Below are 24,059 nucleotides of genomic sequence, written 5' to 3'. Positions count from 1 at the left end.
AGGTCAAACCCGCAAATCATCCTCCTTCTCTACCAGATACCGCCAGTACCGTTTCGGGACGTGCTGGATGTGGAGTTTCATATTTTTACGTTCTTTGATGTTAGTGCTTTTGAAATATTCTTTCCAGAGGGTGGTGTAGAGTTCTTCCTTTTCGTCCATGGCGATGGTTACCTGTGATTGTTCCGGAGAGGCCTCCGGTTTAAAATCGAAAGTGACCTCGTGCACATGGTGCAGATCATAGTGAATGCCGTATTTCCGTCGTTCGTCGTAGATGACCCAGACCTGGTCGGCGTACCTGTCTTTAAAATGTTTCAGTATGAGTGGCAGAACATTGTAATCAGGACTTACCACAGCGAAAAACAAACCGTTGCCACTTTTCTGAAACCGGATAAAGGCTTCCATCCGGTGTTTTTCCCGGTGCACTTTTTGTGCCATCTGACTGACGGCCAGCACATGTGAATTCCCGAAGTTATTGGCATAACCCGCGGGTTGATTGAAAACATACAGGGCGTAATCAAAAAGGTGTTGGAAAATTTCAGCACTTTCAGATAAAAAGGCACTGTAAAACTGCTTCCGGGCGTCTTTTCCTCCTTTGGTCTTTAAACCTTCCCATACCCGTTCCGCTTTGGCTTTATCGGCGGTTACCCTTACCGTTTCGCTGAACATATCCTGCTCAAAGTGCTCTCCACACACCAGTTTTACCTGCCTGTGCTTTCTGCCGAAAGATTCAAAAACAGCTGTCAGCAGGCCGGAAAATGTTCCGTCAAAAACATAAATTACCATCAGAAAAGGCTTAGTTGATTGGTGGGTTGTCTGGCATATTTGCTTTTACTGTTCTGAAGAATCATCCGCCGCAGCACATGAGGCTCCTTTTCGTTCAACTGAAACGGGCTGTCCGCACAGCGGATAAAATACTGGGCTTTGTTATAAGAAATCCCCAGGTTTTTCAGCTGATAAATGTGCAGTTTCCCATACTGCCGTGCAGCAATCACTTTTTGGGCTGACCGCAGGCCGATGCCAGGCACCCTGAGGATCATCGCATAATCGGCAGTATTGATGTCCACCGGAAACGCCTGTGGATTTCTTAAAGCCCAGCTTAGTTTCGGATCAATTTCCATGTCGAGATGAGGGTGCTGGTCGTTCAGGATTTCTTTCACATCAAATTTATAAAACCGCATGAGCCAGTCAGTCTGGTACAACCTGTTCTCTCGGATCAGCGAAGGCTGTGTGCCGATCACAGGCATCCGGCTGTCGTGGCTGATCGGGATATAGGCACTGTAATAAACGCGTTTTAATGAAAAGGCTTTGTAATAGGCATCGGCCGTACCCATGATGTCTTTGTCGGACTCAGGAGTGGCTCCCACCACCATCTGGGTACTCTGGCCTGCCGGGACAAACTTAGGAACACTTTTGATGATTTTCTTTTCATCTGCATACTGGATAAACTTATTCCTGATCACGCCGAGCTCTTTCTTCACTTCTTCATGTGATTTTTCCGGAGCCAGCATTTTAAGCCCCAGCTCAGTGGGCATTTCAAGATTAATGCTCATCCTGTCGGCATATAATCCGGCCTCCGTCACCATTTCTTCGCTGGCACCGGGAATGGTCTTGAGATGAATGTACCCGTTAAAGTTCTCCTCCAGGCGTAGTTTCTTCACAATCTTCAACATCCGCTCCATCGTGAAATCGGCGTTCTTAAAAATGCCGGAACTGAGAAACAGGCCTTCGATGTAATTCCTCCGGTAAAAATTCATGGTGAGCTCCACGACTTCTTCCACCGTAAAAGCAGCCCGTTTGATGTCATTGCTGCTTCGTGACACACAAAAGGCACAATCATAAATACAGTGATTGGTCAGCAATATCTTCAGAAGCGACACGCAGCGACCATCTTCTGTATAGCTGTGGCAGATACCAGAACCTGTGTCCCCTATCCCCTTGCTGGTGTTTTTCCGGTCACTGCCGCTGGACGAACAGGACACATCGTATTTGGCCGCATCGGCCAGTATCTGCAGTTTTTCTCTTATTCTCTCAGACATCTTTCCCCTCCGTTTAAAAACATGGCAATCAATGGTTTCCGCCGTTTCTGACCTGTGGAAGTCCGGCGAAAACCTTTACAATAATTGCCGTTTTTGAAGAAAAATAGACATTAAAATTGAGAATTATACAAATGTTAGCAATCTGATTTTTTTAAAACTTTTCTCAGAAAAATCAGTTGAGAAGCGATTTGCGGATTTGCTATTTTCAGGATTATTCTGAAAACCGGGTAAAGGTTTTGCCGTCATACCGGCACAAACCCATGTCCCTGCTGCCTATCCACAGGTGGCCGGCCTTATCTTCCAGAATACACCAGATGGCGTTATTGACCAGGCCGTCTTTGACTGTAAAGTTTTTAAATGATTTCTTTTGCCCTGCTTTTTCTTCCAGGTGGCCGTCGTAAAGCCACAGACCACCTTTTTCGTTTTCAGGAACATTGGCTTTCTCGGCGGCAAACCATATATTCCCCGATTTATCTTCCATAAGAGTCCCCGCTCCGTTCTCACTCAGTCCTTCTTTCTCTGTAAAATTGACAAAGGTTTTCTGCTGACCGGCTTTTTCATTCAGCCGGACGTCATAAAATGCCAGCCCGTGGAACCGGCAGGCCAACCATAAATTCCCTTTTTTATCTTCTAAAATGGACCTGATCCAGCCATCGCCGTTGGGCTTAAAACGGGTCAGGGATTTTCCGTCGAAAAGACATAAACCCTCACTCTCTGCCACACCCGATCCAAGCCAGATATTGCCGTTTTTATCCTGCAGCATGCATTGTACCGACTTCAGTCCGAGGCCTTCCTTATTGATGATCGTATGGTCATCCAGAAAACGGGTAAAAGTTTTCTGATTATAGCAATAAAGACCAAAGTCTGTACCGAACCAGAGTTTCCCGCTTTTGTCCTGCATGATGCTCCACACGGCATTCTTCGCAGACGGGTTATCCGGTGAATTATTGGTTTGAAAATAGCTGCCGGTCATCGCAGGAATCGAGACACGGGCAAAAGCTTTGCCGTCATAACGGCAAATCCCGTCTGCTGTGCCGAACCAGATGTTACCGTTTTTATCCTCCAGAACAGACCAGATGGTATTGCTGTTCAATCCGTCTTTCATCGTAAAATTGATAAATGAGGTACCGTCGTACCGATAGACACCTTCTCCGGTAGTTCCAAACCAGAGGTTGCCCGTTTTGTCCTGCAGTCCGCAATGCACGTTCTGATGTTTGTCAGTACCCAGACTTCTGATCAGTTTGGGCCGGGCCTTTTTTGGCTCGTCACTATTCATATTGGTTTTGACCTGCCCGTTGCAGGACACAAAGAACATCCCCAATAACAGGAGGGTATTAACAGGGTTACAGCACTTGATCATAGGTTGCTTTTTAGATGATCTTCCGTACTCGCAGACATTTGCGGTCAGAAGTTCAGCGAAATAAAGGGAAAATAATGCAGAAGAAGTAAATTGTATGTAAAGAAGTGTAAATTCTAAGTCAATTGGTTGAAATTTATATTCCGGCTATTTTCAGCCGGAATATATCCTGCAGATATTCAATCCTAAAGTAAGGATGTTTATGTTACTCAGCCAGTGATATTTCCACTGCTCCGTTTTTTCCGTTTTCACCGTACTTATCCATCGCTTTGCGGGGTGATAGCTTTTTCAGTGCATATTTTTTTTCCGTCAGTTTCAGGGTAGAATTTGTTTTTACCGGGGCGTTTTCAAAAACCAAGTAGTATACCTTACCCAGGAAAGTAAAAGTGCCGTTTCCAACAAACTTGTTGTCTTCCACATCAATCACCACTTTGCCCTTAAAGTAAAGTTCGTTATCTGAAGAAGACCAGGACAACCTTTCGGCATAAAACGTTCCGGAAGCATTATCACTCACGGGCTTCTTTTTCTCAGGCTGATTGAACGATATAACATTCCCGGTCTCCTGATTTTCAACCACCAGTGATGGTGCAGCATTTTGTTTGACCTGGCCTGCCGAGTCAAATGCCAGGGCGGACCCGGCCACGAGCATCGCTCCTAAGGTTTTAAATCTTTTCATGTTTTCAATTTTATTAATGTTTTCACTTAATATGATGCCCTTTTCTGAAATGGTGGCATCTGTTGAATCAGAAAATGTTGATTTAATCTTTTCAGGGAGAAAGTTCTTATTGCTTACATCCTTTGCCGGCGACTCCTTTTGTTCCCCGGAAAATTGAGTTGCAGGATTACTCACAGTATTTATTACAGGGATAAGCCCGGAGCCTGCCATATCTGTTTCCTTTGAAAAGTTATATACCAGGAAGAGTACCGCAGCTACGGTGCCGGATAAAACGCTGATCATGAAATAGTTCATGCTATAAATGGCAGAAGATATCACTGCAGGCCTTGAAAACTTACTGAAGTCAACAGAATCCGTTTTCCATACTTTCCTGGGTTTCATCCTGAAATTCCTGAATTTCTTCCGGTAAAGCCCGTCAATATTCCAGAATTTATAAGGAAGCACAAGCAGAAAGAAGGCGTATTTCCTTTTCTTCCGGTCTTCTTTTATCTGATCATTGAGTATTTCCCTGATCTTCTTCCTGGCCCTGGCCAGGTGTGACTTGGAGGTGCCTTCACTGATGCCCAGTTCCTGAGCGATCTGAGCATGGGTAAAGTTGTCTATCACATAAAGATTGAAGACCAGTTTATGATGCTCAGGCAATCCGTCGATCGCCTTTAAAAGTTCTTCTTCCGAGAAACCGCCATCTTCATGAGCAAGATTGTCTTCCTGAGTTTCCATAACATTGGTAGTGTAAGTCATCCAGTCGTCGAGGTACTTCCTTTTCTTTTGCTCACGCAGGTACTGCAAGGCCACATTCACCGTGATACGCCACAGCCATGCTTCAAAAGGCCCTTTTCCCTCAAAACCTGATGATTTACCGATAGCCGTCAGAAATGCATCATGGGCCAGGTCACCGGCCACTTCCCTGTCGCCGGTATACCTGTAACAAATCCCGGTCATTTTGCCGATATTTTGTTTGTATGTCGTTTCCCAGAATGTCTCTGTCAAATCTGTCACATCCGAATGGTTTTATGTAATGATGCACCCGGGCCCAATGGTGGCAGTATCTGCCCACTTTTTTAGGAGAAAAAGCAGTCGTCCGCTTTACTTCGTCAATTGCTGAAGGGACCTCTTTCCGCCCTGGTTATCAGGATTCAGGGCTACAGATTTCGTGTACATTTTAATAGCTTCTTCTTTTTGCCCGACTTTCCAGAGCACTTCGCCATAACTGTCATACACATTCCAGCTGTCGGGAAACAATGAAACATTCAGCTTGAAGATCTCAAGAGCCTCTTTATCCTGGCCCTTGCTCATCATACGGTAGGCCCAATCGTTCAGTTCATGCTCAACAGGCTGAAATGCCGGGTCTTTTTTCTTTTGTTCATTCACCACCTCCATCGCTTTTGCATAACCACGCTTGTTCAGCTCTACCCTCAGTAATGTCACAGGATCTGAAGCCGGGATGTCCGGATTGTATAGGCCGGCCAGCTCTTCAATAAAGTTTTCAGGTGATGAACCTCCCAGGTTGGTCAGCACAATCACCGCCAGGTCATCATCAGGATATATCAGGAAAGCAGAACGTCCACCACCCGACATTCCGAAGGCCCGGTGTTTTGCCCTGATTTTGGCTATTCCCCAGCCGGGCGTCCATGAAGTAGGTGATCCGTTATTAAACTTAGCGGGCGTCCACATGGTTTGCAGTGCCTCTTTTGTCTTTAAAAACTTGCCTTGCTGCAGGGCAATCACCCATTTGGCCATTTCTTCTGCAGTGCTGTTCAGCCCTGAACCTGCCCAGCTGGTCGGGGCAAATTCATTGTAATTATTAACCAGAACGGGCTCTTTTAACTTCTTCCCGTCCATTTCTTTCGTGTAGCGGTAGGTGGGAGCAAAATGAGGAATGACATTGCGTGAGTCTCCGAACATCGTCCTGGGCATGCCTGCCACATCAAACTGTCTCTCTTTAAAAACCTGCGGGAAAGGCTTTCCACTTAGTTTTTCTATGATCATGCCCAATAAAGCACCGTTGGTCTGATTGTAACTGAATTGTTCTCCGGTCGGAAAATCCATGGGCAATTTCTGTACTTTATCCCAGGCTGAGCCTTCCTTTCCTGTTGCAGTCATGGTGTTTCCCACCATATTGGCCGCCCGGTTGATATCCGGCAAACCTGATATATGGGTCATCAGCTGGATAATGGTCACAGGCTGCCAGCTGGCCGGAAGGCCGTCAAGGTACCTGGAAACCGGGGCCGAAAGCTCCACTTTGCCCTCCTCTACCAACTGCATCATGGCTACCCCGGTGACTACTTTGGTGCAGGAGTTGATGGCAAAGAGGCTTTTACTGCTTACGGCCACAGAGTCCTGGAGATTGGCATATCCGTAAGATTTATTCAGTGCGATTTTACCGCCTTTTACGACAGCAACCTGCAAACCGGGTATACCCAGTTCTTTCATTTGCCGCCAGACAAATTTATCTACTTCTTTTTCGGGAGACTGGGCAAAAACCGGCTTGAGGGCTAAAATAAAAAGACATAAAAGGACAATCGTTTTTTTCTTTTTCATAATTGGAGATGATCTTTGATAATATAAGAACTTCAAGTCTCCGAAAAGGTTACAAACTGACTGTGATTATATTTTTTTTGCTTGGCACGACTCTGTATTAAGTTAACTAACTTACTTTTTCTTTCCACCGGACGCTATCCCCAAAGCAATGCCTGTAAAAGCCAGGGCATCAAAGGCAGAGGCGAATTCATTGCCCCGGTTGCCGGAAGGATCGTCGGCGGCTCTAGGGATATGGAGAACAAGAAACCAGATAAATATCATAAGGGCCAGTAAAGCGGCCACTTCCCTTGTCCTGATTTTCAGCATAATCGCCAGGCCTGAACCCACCAGGGCCACACCCGACAAGTAACTCCAGAAGATCGGCTTCGGAAAATAAGCCGGCACCAGGGCCGCTACCCCGTCAACGTAAAGGAAGTGAATGATGCCGAAAGTGATCATCGTGATACAAAAGAAAATATGACCAAAAGGGATCAGTTTTTCCAGCGACCTGACAAGCACCGGCTGGTCATTTTTACCAGGGAAAGTCCCGGCCACAACAAAGGCCCCGCCTGATAAGGCGAGCTCTTTCAGGGCGTTGGTCCACATCACCAGGTGTTTGTTGTACGGATCGGCAATGATCTCAAAAGGTAGCTGTACAAAAACAACCAGGGCCAGCAGGATTCCCCCGGTGAGAAGCAACACCTCCCTGGTCCGCTTCTCCAGAATGATGGCTGCTGCGGCAAGGATCAGCCAGATTCCGAATAAATAAGCCCAGACGGGTAGGAAAGGAAGATAGGATTGCCAGGCAGGAACAAATACCGGCCGGAAATCGGCAAAAATGAACTGCTGAACACCATAAACAACCAGGGCAATCGCATAAAACCAGCGACCGGCATTAGAAATGTTTTTCATTAAAATGGGTATTAAGGTTGATAATTTTCAAATCTGAACCAGGTGCGGAGCTTAAAAGGAAAGTGAAGTTTGCTTCAACGAGAAAGCATTAATACGCTCACAATCAACTATTAACAAAATTATAAATATTCCTGAGAAAAACAAATGCTCCTTACCTGAGACAAGCCGGAATTATCTGGAACATACCCGGATAAACGCCGGACAAGCGGATTTGTATTTTTCGTATTTTAGTACTGATAAGGCCATTTAAATCAGTACGGAAAAACAATCTGAAAATACAGCACGCCAGAGTATGTACTGCCTGAAAATGGCCGGAATCATTTGCCAATACAACTTAATCGTCAATATTATTCAACCTCATCTAAAAAAAGCAAATTAGTCATTCTTACTGCTCTCTTTTGTGGTTTTCAAACTGGCCGGTCCGGGCAGTGGATCCCGTCAAAAAAGAAACCTACATACCGGCAAAAGCATGGAACCAAAAAACGTCGACCTTATGCTAAACAAACTTCTCCGGAATACTCAATTGTAACTTCTGACAACAGGAAACGCTGAAAAAATAAAATCATTTGCATATTGTTGTCATATATATTATATTTGTAACTACAATCAAATATCATTAAAAATGAGACAATTAACATTTGCTTCACTACAAGTAAACAACCTGGAAGCCTCGAAAGACTTCTACGAAAAAAAACTGGGATTTGAAATTGCCGACACAATGCCACAAGCCTGTGTTTTCAAGTATAATCAGGGACAAGCAAGCTTTGCCATCCGTACACCCCTTGAACCCATTGAAGGAAAAGAACTGGGCATCGGTGTCGCTATCTGGTTTGCCGTGGACGAAAATGTGGACGAACTGAAAGAGAAATTCGTCGCGAATGGAATAACCACCGCCGGACCAATTATCGAAACCCCTTTTGGCAGGGCATTTCACGTCAAAGACATTGATGGCTATAAACTCACTTTTTTGGAGACCAAATAAAAAAATATACTACAATACACCGGCAACTGAAATAAAATAAAACCCTTGCGGAAATAGTCATCGGCAAGGGTTTTTGTATAAGCTGAGAATAACAGATTTTATAATTTCGCTATCTCCACAATATCCTTCACGTCAATGATCTGCTTTGAGTAACCTTTCACCGTGACATTGATCATGGCCTTGCCGACCTCCTCCAGGGTACAGAAACCCGAAGGAAATAGCAGGCGTCCGACCGGATACAGCCACGCAAGGTAGGTGTAATAACTCTTCACGTTTTTCTGACCTGCTGTAGCTTTCATAAAACCGGGCCTGAACATGTACGCGTTTTTAAACAAGCGGATCAGGACGTTCTCTGTGGCTCCTTTTACCCTGGCCCAGGCAATGCTGCCCTGCTCACTGCTGTCAGTACCGCTGCCGGTGACATAACAGAAAGTCATCTCAGGATTCAGTTTGGCCATCAGCTGCCCGAAATTTACGGTGAGGTCAAAGGTAAAATGTTTGTAATCTTCCTTGCTCATCCCGACAGACGAGACTCCAAGGCAGAAATAGCAGGCATTGTACCCGCTAAGTTCTTTTTCTATGGGAGCCAGGTTGAAAAAATCACCATGAATAATTTCCTTCAACTTGGGATGGGAAATGCCACCCGGCCGTCTGTTGATTACCAATACCTGCTCTACTTCAGGATTTTTCAGACATTCCAGCAGTACGCCCTCCCCGACCATGCCGGTAGCCCCGGTCACTATAGCTTTGATTTTCATATGGTTAACTTATTGAATATATATCAGCTTCTATACAACTCTGATCAGACCGCATAGATTCCCGGAAGGGCTTTTTTGAGACAGGATTTCAGTATTTCCAGCATTTTTATACTAAAGAACAGTTACATTGCCCCAACGTAGAATTACGTCGCTCCAACGTAAAACTACAATGCTCCAACGTAAAATTACATTGCCCCAACTTAGAATTACATCGCTCCAACGTAAACTTACATCGCTCCAACGTAAACTTACATCACTCCAACGTAAACTTACATCGCTCCAACGTAACTTTACGCCGCTCCAACGTAAACTTACATCGCTCCAACGTAACTTTACGCCGCTCCAACGTAAAAATTCTCCCTGACCGGACAACATGACCCAAACCAACCGGTCAACTGACTTTTCACTACAACACTGCGACTTTTGGCTACATCCGTCTCCCGGCAACTCACGAACTTTGTGGTATCAAAAAAATGAAAAAATGAAACTACAAAACAACACCATTCTGATTACAGGCGGCACCGGGGGCTTTGGCTTCGAATTTACGTCGCGACTGCTGGCCCTTAACAACACCGTCATCGTCACCGGAAGGGACGTCCGGAAACTGCAGGAAATCAAACTGAAACTACCCGGCGTACACGTCATTCAAAGTGATGTCAGCAAAACCAGTGACATCGAAGCTCTCTTTGAAAAAGTCACCAGGGATTTTCCGGAGCTCAACATCGTGATCAACAACGCCGGGGAAATGCGGAAGATCAGCCTGCACCATGACCACGACCTGCACGACATCACCCGTGAAATCGACATCAACCTGATGGGGCCTGTCCGCATGATACAGCAATTTTTGCCCCATCTGAAAACAAAAACCAACGCCGCTATCCTGAACGTAACCTCAGGCATCGCCCTGCTTCCTTTTGCCATATCCCCTGTTTACAGTGCCAGCAAGGCCGGTCTTCGCTCTTATACCCAGGCCCTCCGTGTCCAGCTGAAAAACACCGGAATAAAAGTCATTGAACTGATAGCTCCGGGCTCTTCTACCCCGCTGAATGATAAATTTAAAGGAGAAGACGGCTTCAGCACCAGCCTGCTTATGGCTCCGGAAAAGATCGTTGAGGCTGCCATCAGGGGTATGCAGCAGGATAAAACCGAAATATACCCGGGCATCGCTAAGCTGATGCGGGTCATGAGCCGGATTGCCCCAAAATTCCTGATTTCCCAATCCGGTAAAATGGGAGCTTCTTTTATGTATGGAAAATAATTTTTTTGTAACTTTCAATAAAAACAATCATGAAGATCCTTAGTATCCTTCTCCTGGCTGTCTCCGCTTTTCTCAGCCTCAAACACGGCTGGGATGCCTTTCAGCCTGCCAATGCCGAACAAACCAAAATGATGGCAGACCTGGGCATAGGGAAAAGTGCCATGCCTTATGTGGGAGCCATTTCTATCCTGACGGGGCTGCTGCTGCTGTTTCCCCAGACCTTTTTCCTGGGCAACCTTCTCAATGCCCTCACGATCGTGCTGATTATGGCCTTGTCGCTGCACAGCGGCAATGTAAAAATGGCCCTGATGGAAATTCCTTTCCTGGCTATGCCACTGCTGCTGATCTGGTTAAAGTATCCGTTTAAATTCTGAATAAAGTAAATGGCGACCGCAAAACCTTACCGTTTAAAATCCATCAGTGAAATACACCGGCTGATGGGCATGCCTAAACCCAACCATCCGCTGATCACCCTTATTGATGTCAGCGGTCTCCGAAATGACACAGAAATTCAGGCCGTCCTGCTCGATTTCTATGTGATCTCGCTCAAGAGGGGTTGTGATAAGCTGTTTTACGGACAGCAGAAATACGATTTTGACGAGGGGCTGATGGCCTTTATGGCTCCGGGACAGGTTTTACGCGGGGAAGAAGGCGGCGTTCCTGCCAGACTGGAAGGTTGGATGCTGTTCATTCACCCGGACTTTCTATGGAACACCCAGCTTGCCAGAAAGATCAGGACCTACAATTTTTTCAGCTATGCTGCCAACGAGGCTCTGTTTCTTTCTGATAAGGAAGAAGGCTTAGTTAACGGCATCAAAGACAATATCCTGAACGAATACAGCGGCAATATGGACAAATTCAGCCAGGAGGTCATTATCGCCCAGCTCGAGCTGTTGCTTACCTATGCCACGAGGTTTTACGAACGCCAGTTCATCACCCGGAAGATCAGCAGCAGCAGGTTACTGGAACGGCTGGAAGAAGTGCTCGACGACTATTTCAGCAATGAGGACCTGCTATCGGAAGGCCTGCCGACCGTTCATTATGCGGCAGATCAGCTCAATGTTTCGGTCAAATACCTGAGCAGCCTGCTGAAACAACTTACCGGCCAAACCACCCAGCAGGTCATTCATGAAAAACTGATCAGCAAAGCCAAAGAAAAACTGTCGACCACCGAACTCACAGTGAGCGAAATTGCCTACACCCTGGGTTTCGAACATTCACAGTCTTTCAGCAAACTGTTCAAAGCCAAGACCCGCCAAAGTCCGCTCGAGTTCAGGCAGGCGTTTGGTTGAGTACGGAACTGACCATTCTCAACCAAACCTGCAGACCACAATGCCGTACATTCAGACTTCACAGAAATCTGCTGTCCTGAAATAACTACGTCATAAATTAAAAAGTGTTCACTTCGCTCCGGTAGAATCGGGGCAAAGCAAACACTTAAACTGAGTTTGCTAACCATATCATAAGCACTCTCTGTTCAATTAGAACATCATCTGATTTTTACTACTACTTTTCCTCTTACCCGGCCACTGTTAACATAAGACATGGCCTCGTTAACCTGGCTGAAAGGAAAAACTTTGTCAACTACCGGCTGAATAACTCCGGCTTGGATCAGTTTACCGATTTCGGCCAGCTGCCTGCCGCTGGCCTTCATAAAGAGAAAAGAATAGTCAACTTCCAGCTTTGTTGCTTGTTTTAATACTTTCCTTCCCAGCAACGAGATAACGGTCTGCATCAACCAGTTTAACCCGGCGTCCTTTGCAAACGCCAAATCAGGCGGGCCGGAAATGGAAACAACTTTTCCACCTTTTTTTAAAGTCCTTAAAGACTTCAGAAGGGTTGGCGTATCCTGACTGTTTAACACCAAATCATAATCGCTCAAAGTGTCCTCAAAATCTGAAGTTTTATAATCAATCAGGATATCGGCACCAAGTTTTTTCACCAGGTCAAAATTCGCCGCACTTGTGGTGGTAGCCACTGTTGCTCCGAGATGTTTCGCCAGTTGGATGGCCAATGTGCCGACACCACCGGAACCGGCCTGGATAAATACCTTTTGCCCTTTTTGAAGTTTTGCTTTTTCAAATGCCTGCCATGCCGTTAAGGCAACCAAGGGAACAGACGCAGCCTCCTCAAATGAGATATTTCCGGGTTTCAATGCCAGATCATGCTCATTCACGGCAATATACTCTGCAAATGTTCCGATCTTAAAATCTGCTACACGTCCGAAAACTTCATCACCCACCTTAAAAAGCGTGGACCCTGCGGCCGTTTTTGTTACAACTCCGGCCACATCATGTCCCAGAATCAACGGCAATCTGTAGGGCATGATCATTTTAAAGGCACCGTTTTTTAACTTCAGATCCAGCTGATTGACGCCAGCTGCATGAATCCGGACCAGAACCTCATTTTCTTTCAGGGCAGGTTCCGGCATTTCAAGTTGCTGCAACTCTTCTTTTTCACCGTACTTTTTCAATACATAAGCTTTCATAGTATCACTTCAGATTCGTTTGCCAAGATTAAGTTCCAGATCTCCACGTTGTTGCAGACCGCTCTGAAAGAGTTTTCTGATGCGGCCGGCTGCCTCAGGTGATTGCAGGGAAGCAAAAAACTTCACTTGTGTATCCAGTATCTGTTCATTTGTCGGGTTCACGGCCCGCTCGTTCATTATTTCTTTGATCGCAGCAATGGCTTTTTTATCAAATCCGTCAATACGCCGTGCCAAATTGTCAACGAAGGCATCGAGTTCCTGGTCAGGGATAGCCCGGTTCACCCAGCCGTAAAATGCGGCGGTCTCAGCATCATAATCGTCGCCACTCAGAATGATTTCAAGTGCCCTGGCCTTCCCGGTCAGTAAATGCAAACGTTCCAGTCCGCCGCCACCCGGAAAAGAGCCGATGCCGATCTCTACCTGTGCAAAAACAGCCTTTTCCTTGCTGGCAAAACGAATGTCAAAGGCCTGTGCAAATTCACTTCCCAGGCCTCTGGCCCTGCCTCTGATGGAAGCAATACTGACAAACGGGGCCTGTTCCAGACGCTTCGCAATGTCAGGCCATGCTGCCGGAAGCCCGGTTTTGCCTGTTCCTTTCGGAAAGTCGTTTACATTCAGTAATTCAACATGAGCAACAAAAAAGTCGGGGTCGGCACTTTCAAATACTACCACTTTCAGGTCTTCACTGGCCTCCATCTCATCCATCAGCACCATCAGCTCTTTTGAAAACCCGGTGTCAAACATGTTAATGGGGGGATTATTGAAACTTACTTTCCAGTACCCTGAGCTAATTTTTTCTGTAGTAAAAATCATAACTTAATTATTTAATGTATATTTGCACTTGCATTTTGCAAGCACAAATGTAAAACTATTCACTTTTAAAATGCAAGTGAATTTGTAATTTTTTTATGGGATCAATCAAAAAAAGGTCAGGATGCCCCGTCAGCAGTTCGCTTGACATTTGGGGAGACAAATGGTCCTTACTGATCATCAGGGACCTGATGTACGCCAAACAGTGTACTTATGGCGATTTTTTAAAATCAGAGGAAAAAATAGCCACGAATATTCTGGCTTCAAGACTGGAAACACTTGAGCAAACAGGTGTCATCAGTAAAATCGTGCACCCGGAAAGTAAAGCAAAAGTTCTTTACAAACTCACAGCGAAAGGAATAGATCTCTTGCCTGTACTTATAGAAATATATCTGTGGGGGGAGAAGAATTTCGCTATATCAGATCAGCATAAAAAATTTTTAAAAGAAGTAAAAAAAGACAAAGAAAGTTTTATCAAGAATATTTCAGCGTCGTTGAAAAAACACATTTAAGTCGTTCTGCGGAAGATCCGGCAGCCACAGATACATAAACCGGGCTGCGGTTTTAATAGCCCGTTGCTTTTTGTCAGACGGCAGGTCTTTTCATTTTTTGTCTGGTAAAGGAGGCCTGCCGTGATGACGGAAGGTGTGACGAAACGCCATCTTTCGTTTTTCGAAAAATTGATGAGACCAGCCAGCCGTAATCCACTCTCCTACCCGGGTATCACGGCCTCTTTACTGAGGTGGATTATAAGAAATAGTAGTGTTCCAAGTCCTGAATTACTGAAAACAGGCGACAGCCCGGCATCGAAGTACTGAATAATCGTATTCTTGAAAAAAAGCCAGGTGATAAGTTTACTTTTGAAATTAAACAAAGCGAGCAAAGCAGGCAGGTGGTGATAACGACGGGCAGTATCCGTGAAAAGACATTCAGCATCTCGAAAAGCAAGACCAGCGGTAAAAAACAAAAGCAAATTTACAATTCCTGGCAAAAAAGCACGGTCAGATAAAAAAAGGCTTACATCAACGATTTATGATGTAAGCCTTTTCTGTTTTTTTTCACTCATAAAGAATTACTCTTTGTAAAGGAAGAACTTCCCGCCGTTGGTAGTGTTCGTACCAGACCCCCAGGTACCTTCCATAAAGGTAAGACCGGATGTTACCACTGCTGAAGTTGAGTTTGTTCCTGTGCCCGGACTGATGTACTTGTAGTTCGTGGTAATGGTACTCCCCAGGATGGCATAGGTTCCTTCGGCTTTAAAGGTTCCGGCTTTGGTGGTATCAATACTTGTAAATACCCGCACGGTGCCGTCACCGCGGAATAAGAATGCATACTCACTGTTAGGATAAGAAGACGCACTACCATACTTTCCTTTCCAGAAGCCTGTCAGCGAAGGTTTCGGATCGTCTTTGTCTGAACAGGAGAACCCGATAGAACCCGCCAGAAGCAGGCCAAGAATGAATTTCATTTGTTTCATGGCTATATAGTTGTTTATTTATTATCCGAAAAATAAGAATATTTTTTATCATAACCGTACAAAAAGGCACCTATTTACGTTAAAACCCTTAACTAAACCCGTAGAAACCCCTGCTGAAACACAACCTTCCAACTCAATACGAAAATACCTGATAACAAAAAAAAGAGAGGCCATCTTTGCAGACAGCCTCTCCGTTTGATATGATTCAGGATCCCGGATCATCGCTCCCTATGCAACTTGTCGGTCACACCGGGAGCTTTTTCCGTTCTCCTTATTTCCTTTTTTCTTACTTCGCCCTAGGCAGCTTCTCATCACGCATAGCCGCGTTATAAACAAATGAAGCCACAATGGTAGCTGCTTGTTTCAGGTCTTCCGGCTGCAGGTGATCATAAGTATCCATATTGGTATGGTGCGTACGGGTGCTGTACTCGATCGGATCCTGGATAAACTGGAAGCCCGGAATACCAACCCTCGTAAACGACTGGTGATCAGTACCTCCTGTATTTCTGATGGTAACGCTTTTTGCTCCCAGGTCTTCAAACGGCTCCAGCCATTTGCTGAAGATCGGGCGGCATTCTTCATTACCTTGCAGATAAATACCCCTGATTTTACCGGTTCCGTTATCTACGTTGAAATAGGCCGATACTTTTTCTCCTTCAGCATTGCTTTTCTGGGTAGCAGCATCCGTCAGGTGATTTTTCACATAGTTTCTTGATCCGTGCAGACCTTGTTCTTCAGCACTCCAGAGGGCAATACGGATGGTTCTTCTCGGTTTGATGTTCAAAGCTTTCAGAATTCTTACCGCTTCCATCATCACCGCCGAACCGGCCGCGTTATCGGTCGCCCCTGTACCGGTGTGCCATGAGTCCAGGTGGGCACCCAGCATCACCACTTCTTCTTTAAGTTTAGGATCCGTCCCTTCGATTTCTCCCAATACATTATATCCTTTCAGGTCATCTGAGTAAAACTTAGTCTTCACATCCAGTTCCAGTTTAACCGGGATACCCGCTTTAGCCAGACGGCAAAGGCTCAGGTAGTCTTCAGCTGCCAGGGTCAGGTCCAGCATATTTTCAGGATCGCCCGCTTTGTAAGAGCCTCCGCCGGTTACAAACAGTGTACCGTCTTTACCGATCGGGTTCATGCTCAGAAAGGCTACAGCCCCATCTTTTCTGGCCATTTCCTTGGTTTTGTTTGACAGGTAAGTGGTTCTTCTCATCTGGGCAATCATCGTTCTGAACGAAGTATCTGTCGGGGCATTGGCCGGAGCAGCCGTGGCAGCCACCATTTTCTCCAGTTCTTCGTCAGTATAACGGGTCGCATCCGGTTTAAAAGAAGGCTGTATCTTATCGTTTCTGTACAACAGAATGACTTTGCCTTTCATTTTACCTTTGTATTGTTCAAGGGCTGTGGTATCTGTTTCGTCAACCAGCAAAATGTCAGCCTTTGTCAGTCCACCCGGGATCCCGGCTGTCCATACTTTAGGCAGAGCAATCAGTGGTCTGTAGTAAGGTGCAGTCATGGCCACATAGCTTTTTTCAAGCTCCCAGCCTTTACCAAAGTCACCCCATGACTCCAGCCTGGCACTTTTCAGCCCCCACTCGTTCAGTTTGTTTTTGGAATAATTGGCCGCTTTCATAAATCCCGGCGAGCCCTGCAGACGGGGTCCGTTGGCGTCAGTCAGGTTAAAAGCAATGTCCATTACCTTTGAATTTTGAAGTCCTTCCTGGCGGATTTTTTTGACTATTTCCAGGTCAACTTTTTCAGTCTGTGCCATGGCCCCATGGGCGGCGACCGTTAAAAGAAATACAGATACAAATTTTCTCATTTGTTGATATACGTTTAGATTATCCTGCCCAATGTAAAGCATATTGATTTCAAAACCATGAATATAACGATTAACACTCGAAAAGTGCAGATATAGCCGTATTTTCCGGAGATTATGCCTTATCATTCAGAAATTTATCCGACCCTTTGGGTAAGAAACAAACGGAATCCGTTCTGAATGGTCCCGTCTTTTCGCCCCTGTATTGCTTCAACATCGGCAAGGGATGAGTAAAACCCTTCAAGAGGAATCTATGCCAGAACAGACCATTTTGATTCCACTCCCGGATTTACGTTGAATAAAAAATCACTTGTTGGTTTCCAGCACCCTCTTCGCCCCTTCATTTCCAGGATTCAGCTCCAGTGATTTCCGGTAGGCTTTCAGTCCTTCTTCTTTCCGGCCAAGTTTCATCAGGCATTCGCCATAGCTGTCAAAAGTATTGTAAGCTTCCGGATAAAGCTCCGTATTCAACTTCAGTATTTTCAAGGCTTCCTCCTCTTTTTTGGCAGCTATCAGGGCGTAACCAAAGCTATTGATCCCGCTTTCACTCACATCATATTCCGATTGCTTTCCTTTCGGGAATTCAGTTTTGATCAGGGCAATGATTTCGTCTGCCGAATTGGTTTTGGTGTACTTATCCCAGAGCCTGACGAGGTTCATCGTTCTGACTCTTTCCCTTTGCTCAGCCAATGTGCCGGTGCGGTAATACTTCCGTTCTTCGTCGGTTATCCGGGTAGAATCCATTTTATACAACTCCCATTTGGCGTCCTGCCTCGTTTTTATGAATTGCGTACCGTAAATCTGGGGCAGGTCCCTCCTCATCAGATCCCGGTCAATGGCCGCTGCAAGCAGCCACCTATTCACCGTCGGATCAAGTTCAATGGCTTTTTTCATTTGTTTTACGGCCATTCCTGACGCCAGCGTATCATTGCCATGCTGAAAAATCATAGCCGAGTTATAGTAATCCTTCCCTGTCACAATCTTACCATCTCTGATCATTTCAAGCACCCTGGCCTGCCTGATGCTATCTTGTTTTATCAGGACAGACCAGTTGATATCGGGTACCTTCCTGGCCCCCTGGTCTTCGTCATACATTTTCTGCAATTCAGCATTGTCTTTGTTTTGGGCCCAGACTGCTGAAGAGAACAGCAGCAGGTAAAAGAGATAATAGCAAGTTGTTTTTTTCATTTTTATTCCGGATAAGTTCTGTTTTTTTATTATTCGTTCCGTTCAGGTATCAGGCAGTCACCGCAATCCTGAATCCGATGCACTCATCTTTAGCATCCGGAACAATCTCGTATCTTTTATCAACGGTGCAATGAACCGCCCAATTGTGATGGCAGCCTCCGCGAAGTACCCGGCTTTCGCTTTCCAACAGGCAGGGCGTACCGTCCCGCGGTATTTTACTGAGATCAGCCTGGTAATAATCTTCGCACCATTCCCATACATTCCCGCACATGTCATGGATACCCAGTTGATTCGCTTTTTTCTCTCCCACCGGGCAGGTTTCCGTTCCTTTTCGCCTGTCATCCTGCCAGGCCACTTCCGACACTTCGTTGCTTCCGCTGAACATGAAATTATCTTTCCAGTAGATCCCGCCCCTGGCTGCATATTCCCATTCGGTTTCTGAGGGCAGACGGAATCTATGCCGGACAGGAAATTGAGCTTGCAGGTCCTCATGAGCGTTCAAAGCCTCCAGGAAATCAAGGGCATCAAAATAAGTGACATGTTCCAGCGGCTTGTTTTCTCCTTTGAAAAAAGCAGGATTTTCGACCATGATATATGCCCAAAAGACCTGGGTCACCGGGTATCTGGAAATAAAGAAATCATTCGTTCTGACCTCCAGCTTATGCCCTTCAGTGCCAAACAGGTAAGATGCTCCCTCCACATAGATCATCGGGAAGGCAGTGCCTGAAAAAGGAATATCAAAGTTTTTCATAAGTCAGGTTATTATCAGATAAACCCGGTCACAATTAACCATTTATATAAAAACTATCCAAAAATAATTTCACTAAATCTCCCGGACATTTGCCGGTTCCGAAAATACTCTCTAATTTTGTACTGATCAATACAAAATTAAAATGAGAGGCAGACCAAGTACCTATGACAACCAGGCAGTATTAGAAAAAGCCCAGCAGGTCTTCTGGACCAAGGGCTATACCGCCACTTCACTGGAAGACATCCTGCAGGCCATGGGCATGGGCAGCGGCAGTTTTTACAATGCTTTCAAAGGTGGCAAAAAGGAATTGTTCAGAAAAGCCCTTCAGCAACGCCGGGAGGCCTTGAAGCAATTTGAAAGGGAAGCAGAGCAAAGCGATTCTCCCATAGCACTCATCAAAGATTTCTTCAGGAGTATAGCCGCGGCCGACGATGCCACCCACTTGCGGGGTTGCATCATTGCCAATACCGTCACGGAAATGACCGGCATCGACCCGGAACTGGAAAGCGAGGCCGTCGCTATTTTAAAGGAAGTGGAGCAGTTTTATACCAGGACCATCGAAAAGGCACAGAAAAACGGTACACTGAAAAATCAGACCGATCCGGTTATCCTCGGTCGTTACCTGATCACCCTCTGGAATGGCCTGAACGTGACCCGACGCATGTATCCTGACCACGAACAGCTCGCCCGTCAGATTGAAATGCAGCTGGAAATCATCAGCTGATTTTTTTTGATCATTTTTGTATTGATCAACACAAAAATAAAAAACAAGCATCAATGGACTTACAATTGAAATCTAAAACCGCTTTTATCAGCGGCTCTACCCAGGGCATCGGCTTTGCCATTGCCAGGCAATTGCTCCTTGAAGGAGCCAGAGTGATCATCAACGGCAGAACGCAGGAAAAGATAGATGCTGCCATCACAAAACTAAAACAGGAGATTCCGGATGCGGAAGTGTCAGGCATAGCAGCTGATTTTGCCAAAACAGAGGAAGTGGACCGTTTATTGGCTGGACTTCCTGAAACCGATATCCTGATTAACAACGTGGGCATCTTTGAACTCAAAGCATTCTCCGACATTCAGGACGAAGACTGGACGCGGTTCTTTGAAGTGAATGTCATGAGCGGCGTCCGCCTGTCCAGGGCATTACTGCCCGGGATGCTCGCCAGGAATTGGGGCAGAATCGTTTTTATCAGCAGCGAATCAGCCGTCAACATCCCCGCCAACATGATCCACTACGGCATGACCAAAACCGCCATGCTGGCCGTAAGCCGGGGACTGGCCGTACTCACCAAAGACACCGCAGTAACCGTAAATACCATCCTGGGTGGCCCGACCTATTCCGAAGGAGTAGCCGGGGCCGTCGAATACCTGGCCGGCACACAAAACAGGCGTACTGAAGAAGTAAAAAGCGACCTGGTGAAAGCCATGAACCCCACTTCGCTGATACAAAGGTTCATTGAGCCTTCTGAAATTGCCAGTCTGGCCGTATATCTTTCAAGTCCGCTGTCGGTTGCCACCAACGGCTCAGCCCTGCGGGCAGATGGCGGCGTGCTGAACACCATATTTTAAACCATCACCCCCTGATAAACCCGAGGTCTTGTCAGGGGGCGATGATCTTATTTGTAGATATTCTACTTCCAGGGTCCTTTTTTGGTCACATTGACAGCAACCTTGCCATTAAAACGGTACAAGCCCGCCCCCGTCCCGAACCACATCCGGCCTTCCCGGTCTTCAAAAATGCTCTGCACGGCTGTGTTTATCAGGCCGTCTTTTTTATTGATATGGGTAAACTTCTTTCCGTCAAAACGGTCTATCCCGTCCGTAGATAACCAAAGGATCCCGCCCTTGTCTTCGAAAATCGACCAGACGGCGTTGCTGCTCATCCCGTCTTTTGTGCTGAAGTTCGTGAACTTCTTTCCGTCAAAACGGCTCAATCCGCCTTTCTGGCGGCCCCCAAACCAAACGTTCCCGTTTCGGTCCTCCAGGATATGGGTGACGTTGTTGCAGCCCAGTCCATCTTTCTCAGAAAAGTGCCTAAAGCCATTTTTCTCATTGAATCTGTACACCCCGGCCCCGTCTGTACCCAACCAGACATTCCCCTTTTTATCGGCCGTCATGTGCCAGACCAATGCAGGTGTAAACCTGTAGGACGGTTTTTCAATACCTGACTCCGGAAGAGCGAATGCGATAAATTTTTTCCCGTTGTAGCGGCAAACACCGTTCAGTGTACCCGCCCAGATGTTTCCGGAATTATCCTGAATGAGACTCCAGACCTCGTTATGAGGCAATCCGTCTTTGGTCGTAAAATTGGTAAATATTTTACCGTCATACCTCGTGACACCCCCATTGGTCCCAAACCACAGGTTTCCTTTTCTGTCTTCTATGATACTTCGCACCACCTCTCCGCCCATGCCTTCTTTGGGTGTAAAATAAGCCAGGGATTTACCATCATACCGGCACGCACCCTGATCGTTCGTTCCAAACCAGAGGTTTCCTTTCTTATCCTGCAGAATCCGGCGGATATACTCACTCACCTGCAGTGAAAGGTCCGGTTCAATGCCATAACTTCCGGGAGTTACCACAGGAAACCTGCCGGCTTTTTCTTTGGATGCATCGCTTTTCTGAGCTGATTTAAGCTGCCCTTCACCGGAGCTGATGCACAACAGCACAGGCAGCACCAGGTGATACCACCTTTGCTTGTCTTTATGAAAACAATTCATGAAAAATCCTTATTATCTGGCCGTTTCTCCCGTAAAATCAGTAAATGATTTGCCGTCGTAACGGTACAAACCCACATTCCTGGCACCCAACCACACATACCCTTTTTTATCTTCCAGCATAGTCCAGACAGAGGTATTACCCAGCCCTTCCAGTGAAACCTGCTTAAAAGTCTTCCCATCAAAGCGGGTCACACAGCCTTTTGTCCGGCCTTCGTTTTCCAGGAGACTGCTACTGAACCATAAATTCCCGCTTTTGTCTTCCAACATATCTGTCGTAAAATTACTGCAAAGACCATTTTTACTCGTGAAATACGTAAACGTCTTGCCGTCATAGCGGCAAACACCCTCATCCCTTGAGCCGAAACACATGTTCCCGGCTTTGTCTTCTTTGATCCAGCTTACGAGGCTTTTGATAGGCTTATCAAAAGAGAAACGGGCAATGGCCTTTCCGTCATAACGGTATACCCCGCTCTGATCACCAAGGGCACTGAACCACACATTTCCTTTCCGGTCTGCCGCAACACTCTGGATCAGGATATGATAAAAACAATGGCCCCTGTTGACACTGTCCTTGTTAGCGACCTCCCAGGTGCCGTTGTAATTTTTATAATTGATAAAATTCACCCCGTCGAAACGGAACAAACCCGCGTTACCGGTGCCCATCCAGATGTTCCCGGCTTTATCCTCGGCCATACTGAAAACCGATTTCCGGTCAAAGGCATAACGAACCGGGGCATCATTTTTAAGCGACACAAAATAATTATGATCGTCATCGATTTCAGGCAAAGGCAAACGGATGAACCCGGCTTTCCCCGAAGGTCGTTTTTTCTCGTCAAAGCGGCAGACACCATCCTTCGTCCCAAACCAGATATTCCCGGCCTTGTCTTCCAGGATACAATACACCACATCATGACTGAGGCCGTCTTTTTGGGTAAAATTGGTAAAAATCTTGCCGTCATACCGGTACACCCCGGCACCGGTCGTACCAAACCACAGGTTTCCTTTTCTGTCCTGTATGCTGCACCGGATGTTGGTGTACGGATGGGTACCAAAAGGTTTCACCACTTTAGGATGCCCCAGTAGTTCATTAGATCCGGTCTCCTTTTGCCCGTGGCAGGCGGTAAAACACAAACACATCAAAATAAAAATCATCATCCGGCCCATCTCATTCATCTGTTTAAATGTTATTCAAAGATGCCCAAATGTAGATTCCCGGATCCGGTGTTTTGTAAAATCAGTGTAAATTGAATGTAAATCGGTGTAAATACAATTCTCAAGGGACAACATTTTTATCGCCGTGAATATGTCATCCCCGTCCGCCCTGGTGGTCACGCCGGGCGGGCCTACGGGATTTTATTCTTATGATACATTTCTTTTCTACCGATGTAACGTCCCTACTGGACTACCCATCTTCACATAGGCTGCGGGCCTCAAAGCCGTTATTTTTCAGATGGAAGAAACATTCCCTTATCTTTTAAAAACATCCCTGTCCAAAGCAGTATCAGAAAGACAACAGAAACGACGGGCTGTTTCCCGGCGATTTCGAGGGATAAAGCTCCGCTGAAATAACAGATGGCAGATAAAAATCCGATCCTGGTGGTTTTGGGATATAACAGGAGGCCTGCGATGACTAAACTTATGATACCTATGGGGATGAAATACTCCCTGAAGCCCAGCCTGGTCAGGAATTCCACGACGGGTTCCGGTTCTGTGCCGATGATTTTTGAAACTCCTCCTATGATCAGCACCAGTGCCGGAATACCTGTCAGGATGATGGGAATAATGCGTTTTGCTTTCATTGTTTTGTTATTTTTTTGAATGATGACACAAAACTATCTATCTTTACTATCCATGATATAGTACTATCTCTTTGGATAGCACTATCCGGAAAGATAGTAACGCAGTTAAATTAAAAGAAACCATGTTGGCAGGAGAAGGATGTCCGTTCAATATATTAGCCATGAAAGATGCCCTGGAAGCCCTGGAGGGCCGCTGGAAACTCCTGATCATGCTCAGTCTGTCTATGGGCAACAAACGTTTCAAACAGATATCAAAGGAAGTTTACGGCATTACAGACAAGATGCTTTCGAAAGAACTAAAAGCCCTGGAAATGAACAAGCTGATCAAAAGGGAAGTCTTCGACACTTTCCCCCCTACGGTCGAATACTCCATCACCCCGCATGGGAAATCCCTTGACAAACTCCTCCACGAACTCTACAACTGGGGCCAGGAACACCGAAATATCATCATGGAAAAAGACAAAATCGCATCCTAAGCCGATCCACCACTAAGAGACTACTA

General features: G+C 46.0%; 24 protein-coding genes. 8 read left to right on the top strand and 16 right to left on the bottom strand.

Annotation, left to right across the window (positions count from 1 at the left end):
- Positions 1-3 precede the first annotated feature (3 nt).
- The 6 genes from GVN16_RS07360 to GVN16_RS07335 all read right to left on the bottom strand — a co-directional run bounded on the left by GVN16_RS07360 (position 4) and on the right by GVN16_RS07335 (position 7,501).
- Entirely contained in the window at positions 4-783 is a 780-nt protein-coding gene (locus GVN16_RS07360; protein WP_166563223.1) for a TIGR03915 family putative DNA repair protein, read from the bottom strand.
- Complete coding sequence (locus GVN16_RS07355; RefSeq protein WP_166563222.1) at positions 783-2,036, bottom strand: putative DNA modification/repair radical SAM protein; 1,254 nt, start codon at positions 2,034-2,036, stop codon at positions 783-785. The genes GVN16_RS07360 and GVN16_RS07355 overlap by 1 nt, the downstream gene beginning before the upstream one ends.
- Positions 2,037-2,247: 211 nt before the next feature.
- Positions 2,248-3,396 carry a two-component regulator propeller domain-containing protein gene (locus GVN16_RS07350; protein ID WP_166563221.1) on the bottom strand — a complete coding sequence of 383 codons (1,149 nt, stop codon included), beginning with the start codon at positions 3,394-3,396 and terminating at the stop codon, positions 2,248-2,250.
- A 202-nt stretch (positions 3,397-3,598) separates the two neighbouring features.
- The gene (locus GVN16_RS07345; protein WP_166563220.1) at positions 3,599-5,068 is read right to left on the bottom strand and encodes an RNA polymerase sigma factor; all 1,470 of its coding nucleotides are present in this window, start codon (positions 5,066-5,068) and stop codon (positions 3,599-3,601) included.
- An 87-nt stretch (positions 5,069-5,155) separates the two neighbouring features.
- Positions 5,156-6,610, bottom strand: a complete 1,455-nt coding sequence (locus GVN16_RS07340) for a serine hydrolase domain-containing protein (protein ID WP_166563219.1) — start codon at positions 6,608-6,610, stop codon at positions 5,156-5,158.
- Between the two features lie 111 nt (positions 6,611-6,721).
- Positions 6,722-7,501 (bottom strand): hypothetical protein, encoded by a 780-nt coding sequence (locus GVN16_RS07335; protein WP_166563218.1) that lies wholly within the window; start codon positions 7,499-7,501, stop codon positions 6,722-6,724.
- Positions 7,502-8,123: 622 nt separating this feature from the next.
- Between GVN16_RS07335 and GVN16_RS07330 the strand changes: the two genes are divergently transcribed.
- Complete coding sequence (locus GVN16_RS07330; protein ID WP_166563217.1) at positions 8,124-8,483, top strand: VOC family protein; 360 nt, start codon at positions 8,124-8,126, stop codon at positions 8,481-8,483.
- Between the two features lie 98 nt (positions 8,484-8,581).
- Here the strand turns inward: GVN16_RS07330 and GVN16_RS07325 are convergent, their stop codons facing one another.
- Positions 8,582-9,241, bottom strand: coding sequence for an NAD-dependent epimerase/dehydratase family protein (locus GVN16_RS07325; RefSeq protein ID WP_166563216.1), 660 nt, complete (start codon positions 9,239-9,241; stop codon positions 8,582-8,584).
- Between the two features lie 481 nt (positions 9,242-9,722).
- On the opposite strand from GVN16_RS07325, the gene GVN16_RS07320 reads away from it, so the two are divergent.
- From GVN16_RS07320 to GVN16_RS07310, 3 genes are read left to right on the top strand one after another with little or no spacing between them, the layout of a single operon-like run.
- Positions 9,723-10,499, top strand: coding sequence for an SDR family oxidoreductase (locus GVN16_RS07320; protein WP_166563215.1), 777 nt, complete (start codon positions 9,723-9,725; stop codon positions 10,497-10,499).
- A gap of 29 nt (positions 10,500-10,528) precedes the next feature.
- On the top strand, positions 10,529-10,873 hold the full coding sequence (locus tag GVN16_RS07315) for a hypothetical protein (protein WP_166563214.1): 345 nt from the start codon (positions 10,529-10,531) through the stop codon (positions 10,871-10,873).
- 9 nt (positions 10,874-10,882) lie between these two features.
- A complete protein-coding gene (locus tag GVN16_RS07310) occupies positions 10,883-11,791 on the top strand; it encodes an AraC family transcriptional regulator (protein ID WP_166563213.1) in 909 nt (302 codons plus the stop codon).
- Between the two features lie 197 nt (positions 11,792-11,988).
- On the opposite strand, the gene GVN16_RS07305 is transcribed toward GVN16_RS07310, so the two are convergent.
- Both GVN16_RS07305 and GVN16_RS07300 read right to left on the bottom strand, forming a co-directional pair.
- Positions 11,989-12,987: an NADP-dependent oxidoreductase gene (locus GVN16_RS07305; protein ID WP_166563212.1), complete on the bottom strand. Its 999-nt coding sequence runs from the start codon at positions 12,985-12,987 to the stop codon at positions 11,989-11,991.
- A 9-nt stretch (positions 12,988-12,996) separates the two neighbouring features.
- A complete protein-coding gene (locus tag GVN16_RS07300; RefSeq protein WP_166563211.1) occupies positions 12,997-13,800 on the bottom strand; it encodes an enoyl-CoA hydratase/isomerase family protein in 804 nt (267 codons plus the stop codon).
- Between the two features lie 95 nt (positions 13,801-13,895).
- On the opposite strand from GVN16_RS07300, the gene GVN16_RS07295 reads away from it, so the two are divergent.
- Complete coding sequence (locus GVN16_RS07295) at positions 13,896-14,309, top strand: helix-turn-helix domain-containing protein (protein WP_166563210.1); 414 nt, start codon at positions 13,896-13,898, stop codon at positions 14,307-14,309.
- Positions 14,310-14,869: 560 nt separating this feature from the next.
- Here the strand turns inward: GVN16_RS07295 and GVN16_RS07290 are convergent.
- From GVN16_RS07290 to GVN16_RS07275, 4 genes are all read right to left on the bottom strand, one after another.
- Positions 14,870-15,274 (bottom strand): hypothetical protein, encoded by a 405-nt coding sequence (locus GVN16_RS07290; RefSeq protein WP_166563209.1) that lies wholly within the window; start codon positions 15,272-15,274, stop codon positions 14,870-14,872.
- A 286-nt stretch (positions 15,275-15,560) separates the two neighbouring features.
- Positions 15,561-17,099: a M20/M25/M40 family metallo-hydrolase gene (locus GVN16_RS07285; RefSeq protein ID WP_166563208.1), complete on the bottom strand. Its 1,539-nt coding sequence runs from the start codon at positions 17,097-17,099 to the stop codon at positions 15,561-15,563.
- A 303-nt stretch (positions 17,100-17,402) separates the two neighbouring features.
- On the bottom strand, positions 17,403-18,284 hold the full coding sequence (locus GVN16_RS07280) for a M48 family metallopeptidase (protein WP_166563207.1): 882 nt from the start codon (positions 18,282-18,284) through the stop codon (positions 17,403-17,405).
- Positions 18,285-18,333: 49 nt separating this feature from the next.
- Positions 18,334-19,035, bottom strand: a complete 702-nt coding sequence (locus GVN16_RS07275; RefSeq protein ID WP_166563206.1) for a formylglycine-generating enzyme family protein — start codon at positions 19,033-19,035, stop codon at positions 18,334-18,336.
- 142 nt (positions 19,036-19,177) lie between these two features.
- On the opposite strand from GVN16_RS07275, the gene GVN16_RS07270 reads away from it, so the two are divergent.
- Positions 19,178-19,759 carry a TetR/AcrR family transcriptional regulator gene (locus tag GVN16_RS07270; protein WP_166563205.1) on the top strand — a complete coding sequence of 194 codons (582 nt, stop codon included), beginning with the start codon at positions 19,178-19,180 and terminating at the stop codon, positions 19,757-19,759.
- Positions 19,760-19,812: 53 nt separating this feature from the next.
- Positions 19,813-20,607: an SDR family NAD(P)-dependent oxidoreductase gene (locus GVN16_RS07265; protein ID WP_166563204.1), complete on the top strand. Its 795-nt coding sequence runs from the start codon at positions 19,813-19,815 to the stop codon at positions 20,605-20,607.
- Between the two features lie 62 nt (positions 20,608-20,669).
- Here GVN16_RS07265 and GVN16_RS07260 read toward each other — a convergent pair whose 3' ends face one another.
- The 3 genes from GVN16_RS07260 to GVN16_RS07250 form a co-directional block, all read right to left on the bottom strand.
- Positions 20,670-21,758, bottom strand: coding sequence for a two-component regulator propeller domain-containing protein (locus GVN16_RS07260; protein ID WP_166563203.1), 1,089 nt, complete (start codon positions 21,756-21,758; stop codon positions 20,670-20,672).
- A 12-nt stretch (positions 21,759-21,770) separates the two neighbouring features.
- The gene (locus tag GVN16_RS07255) at positions 21,771-22,931 is read right to left on the bottom strand and encodes a two-component regulator propeller domain-containing protein (protein ID WP_166563202.1); all 1,161 of its coding nucleotides are present in this window, start codon (positions 22,929-22,931) and stop codon (positions 21,771-21,773) included.
- 266 nt (positions 22,932-23,197) lie between these two features.
- A complete protein-coding gene (locus GVN16_RS07250) occupies positions 23,198-23,557 on the bottom strand; it encodes a DoxX family protein (RefSeq protein WP_166563201.1) in 360 nt (119 codons plus the stop codon).
- Between the two features lie 122 nt (positions 23,558-23,679).
- Here GVN16_RS07250 and GVN16_RS07245 point away from each other — a divergent pair, with 122 nt between their 5' ends.
- On the top strand, positions 23,680-24,033 hold the full coding sequence (locus tag GVN16_RS07245) for a helix-turn-helix domain-containing protein (protein WP_166563200.1): 354 nt from the start codon (positions 23,680-23,682) through the stop codon (positions 24,031-24,033).
- Positions 24,034-24,059: the final 26 nt, after the last annotated feature.

This window comes from Emticicia sp. CRIBPO (assembly GCF_009905725.1).
GTDB lineage: Bacteria > Bacteroidota > Bacteroidia > Cytophagales > Spirosomataceae > Leadbetterella.
The sequence above is the reverse complement of the archived record's forward strand: the minus strand, read 5'-3'. Positions and strand labels throughout refer to the sequence as shown.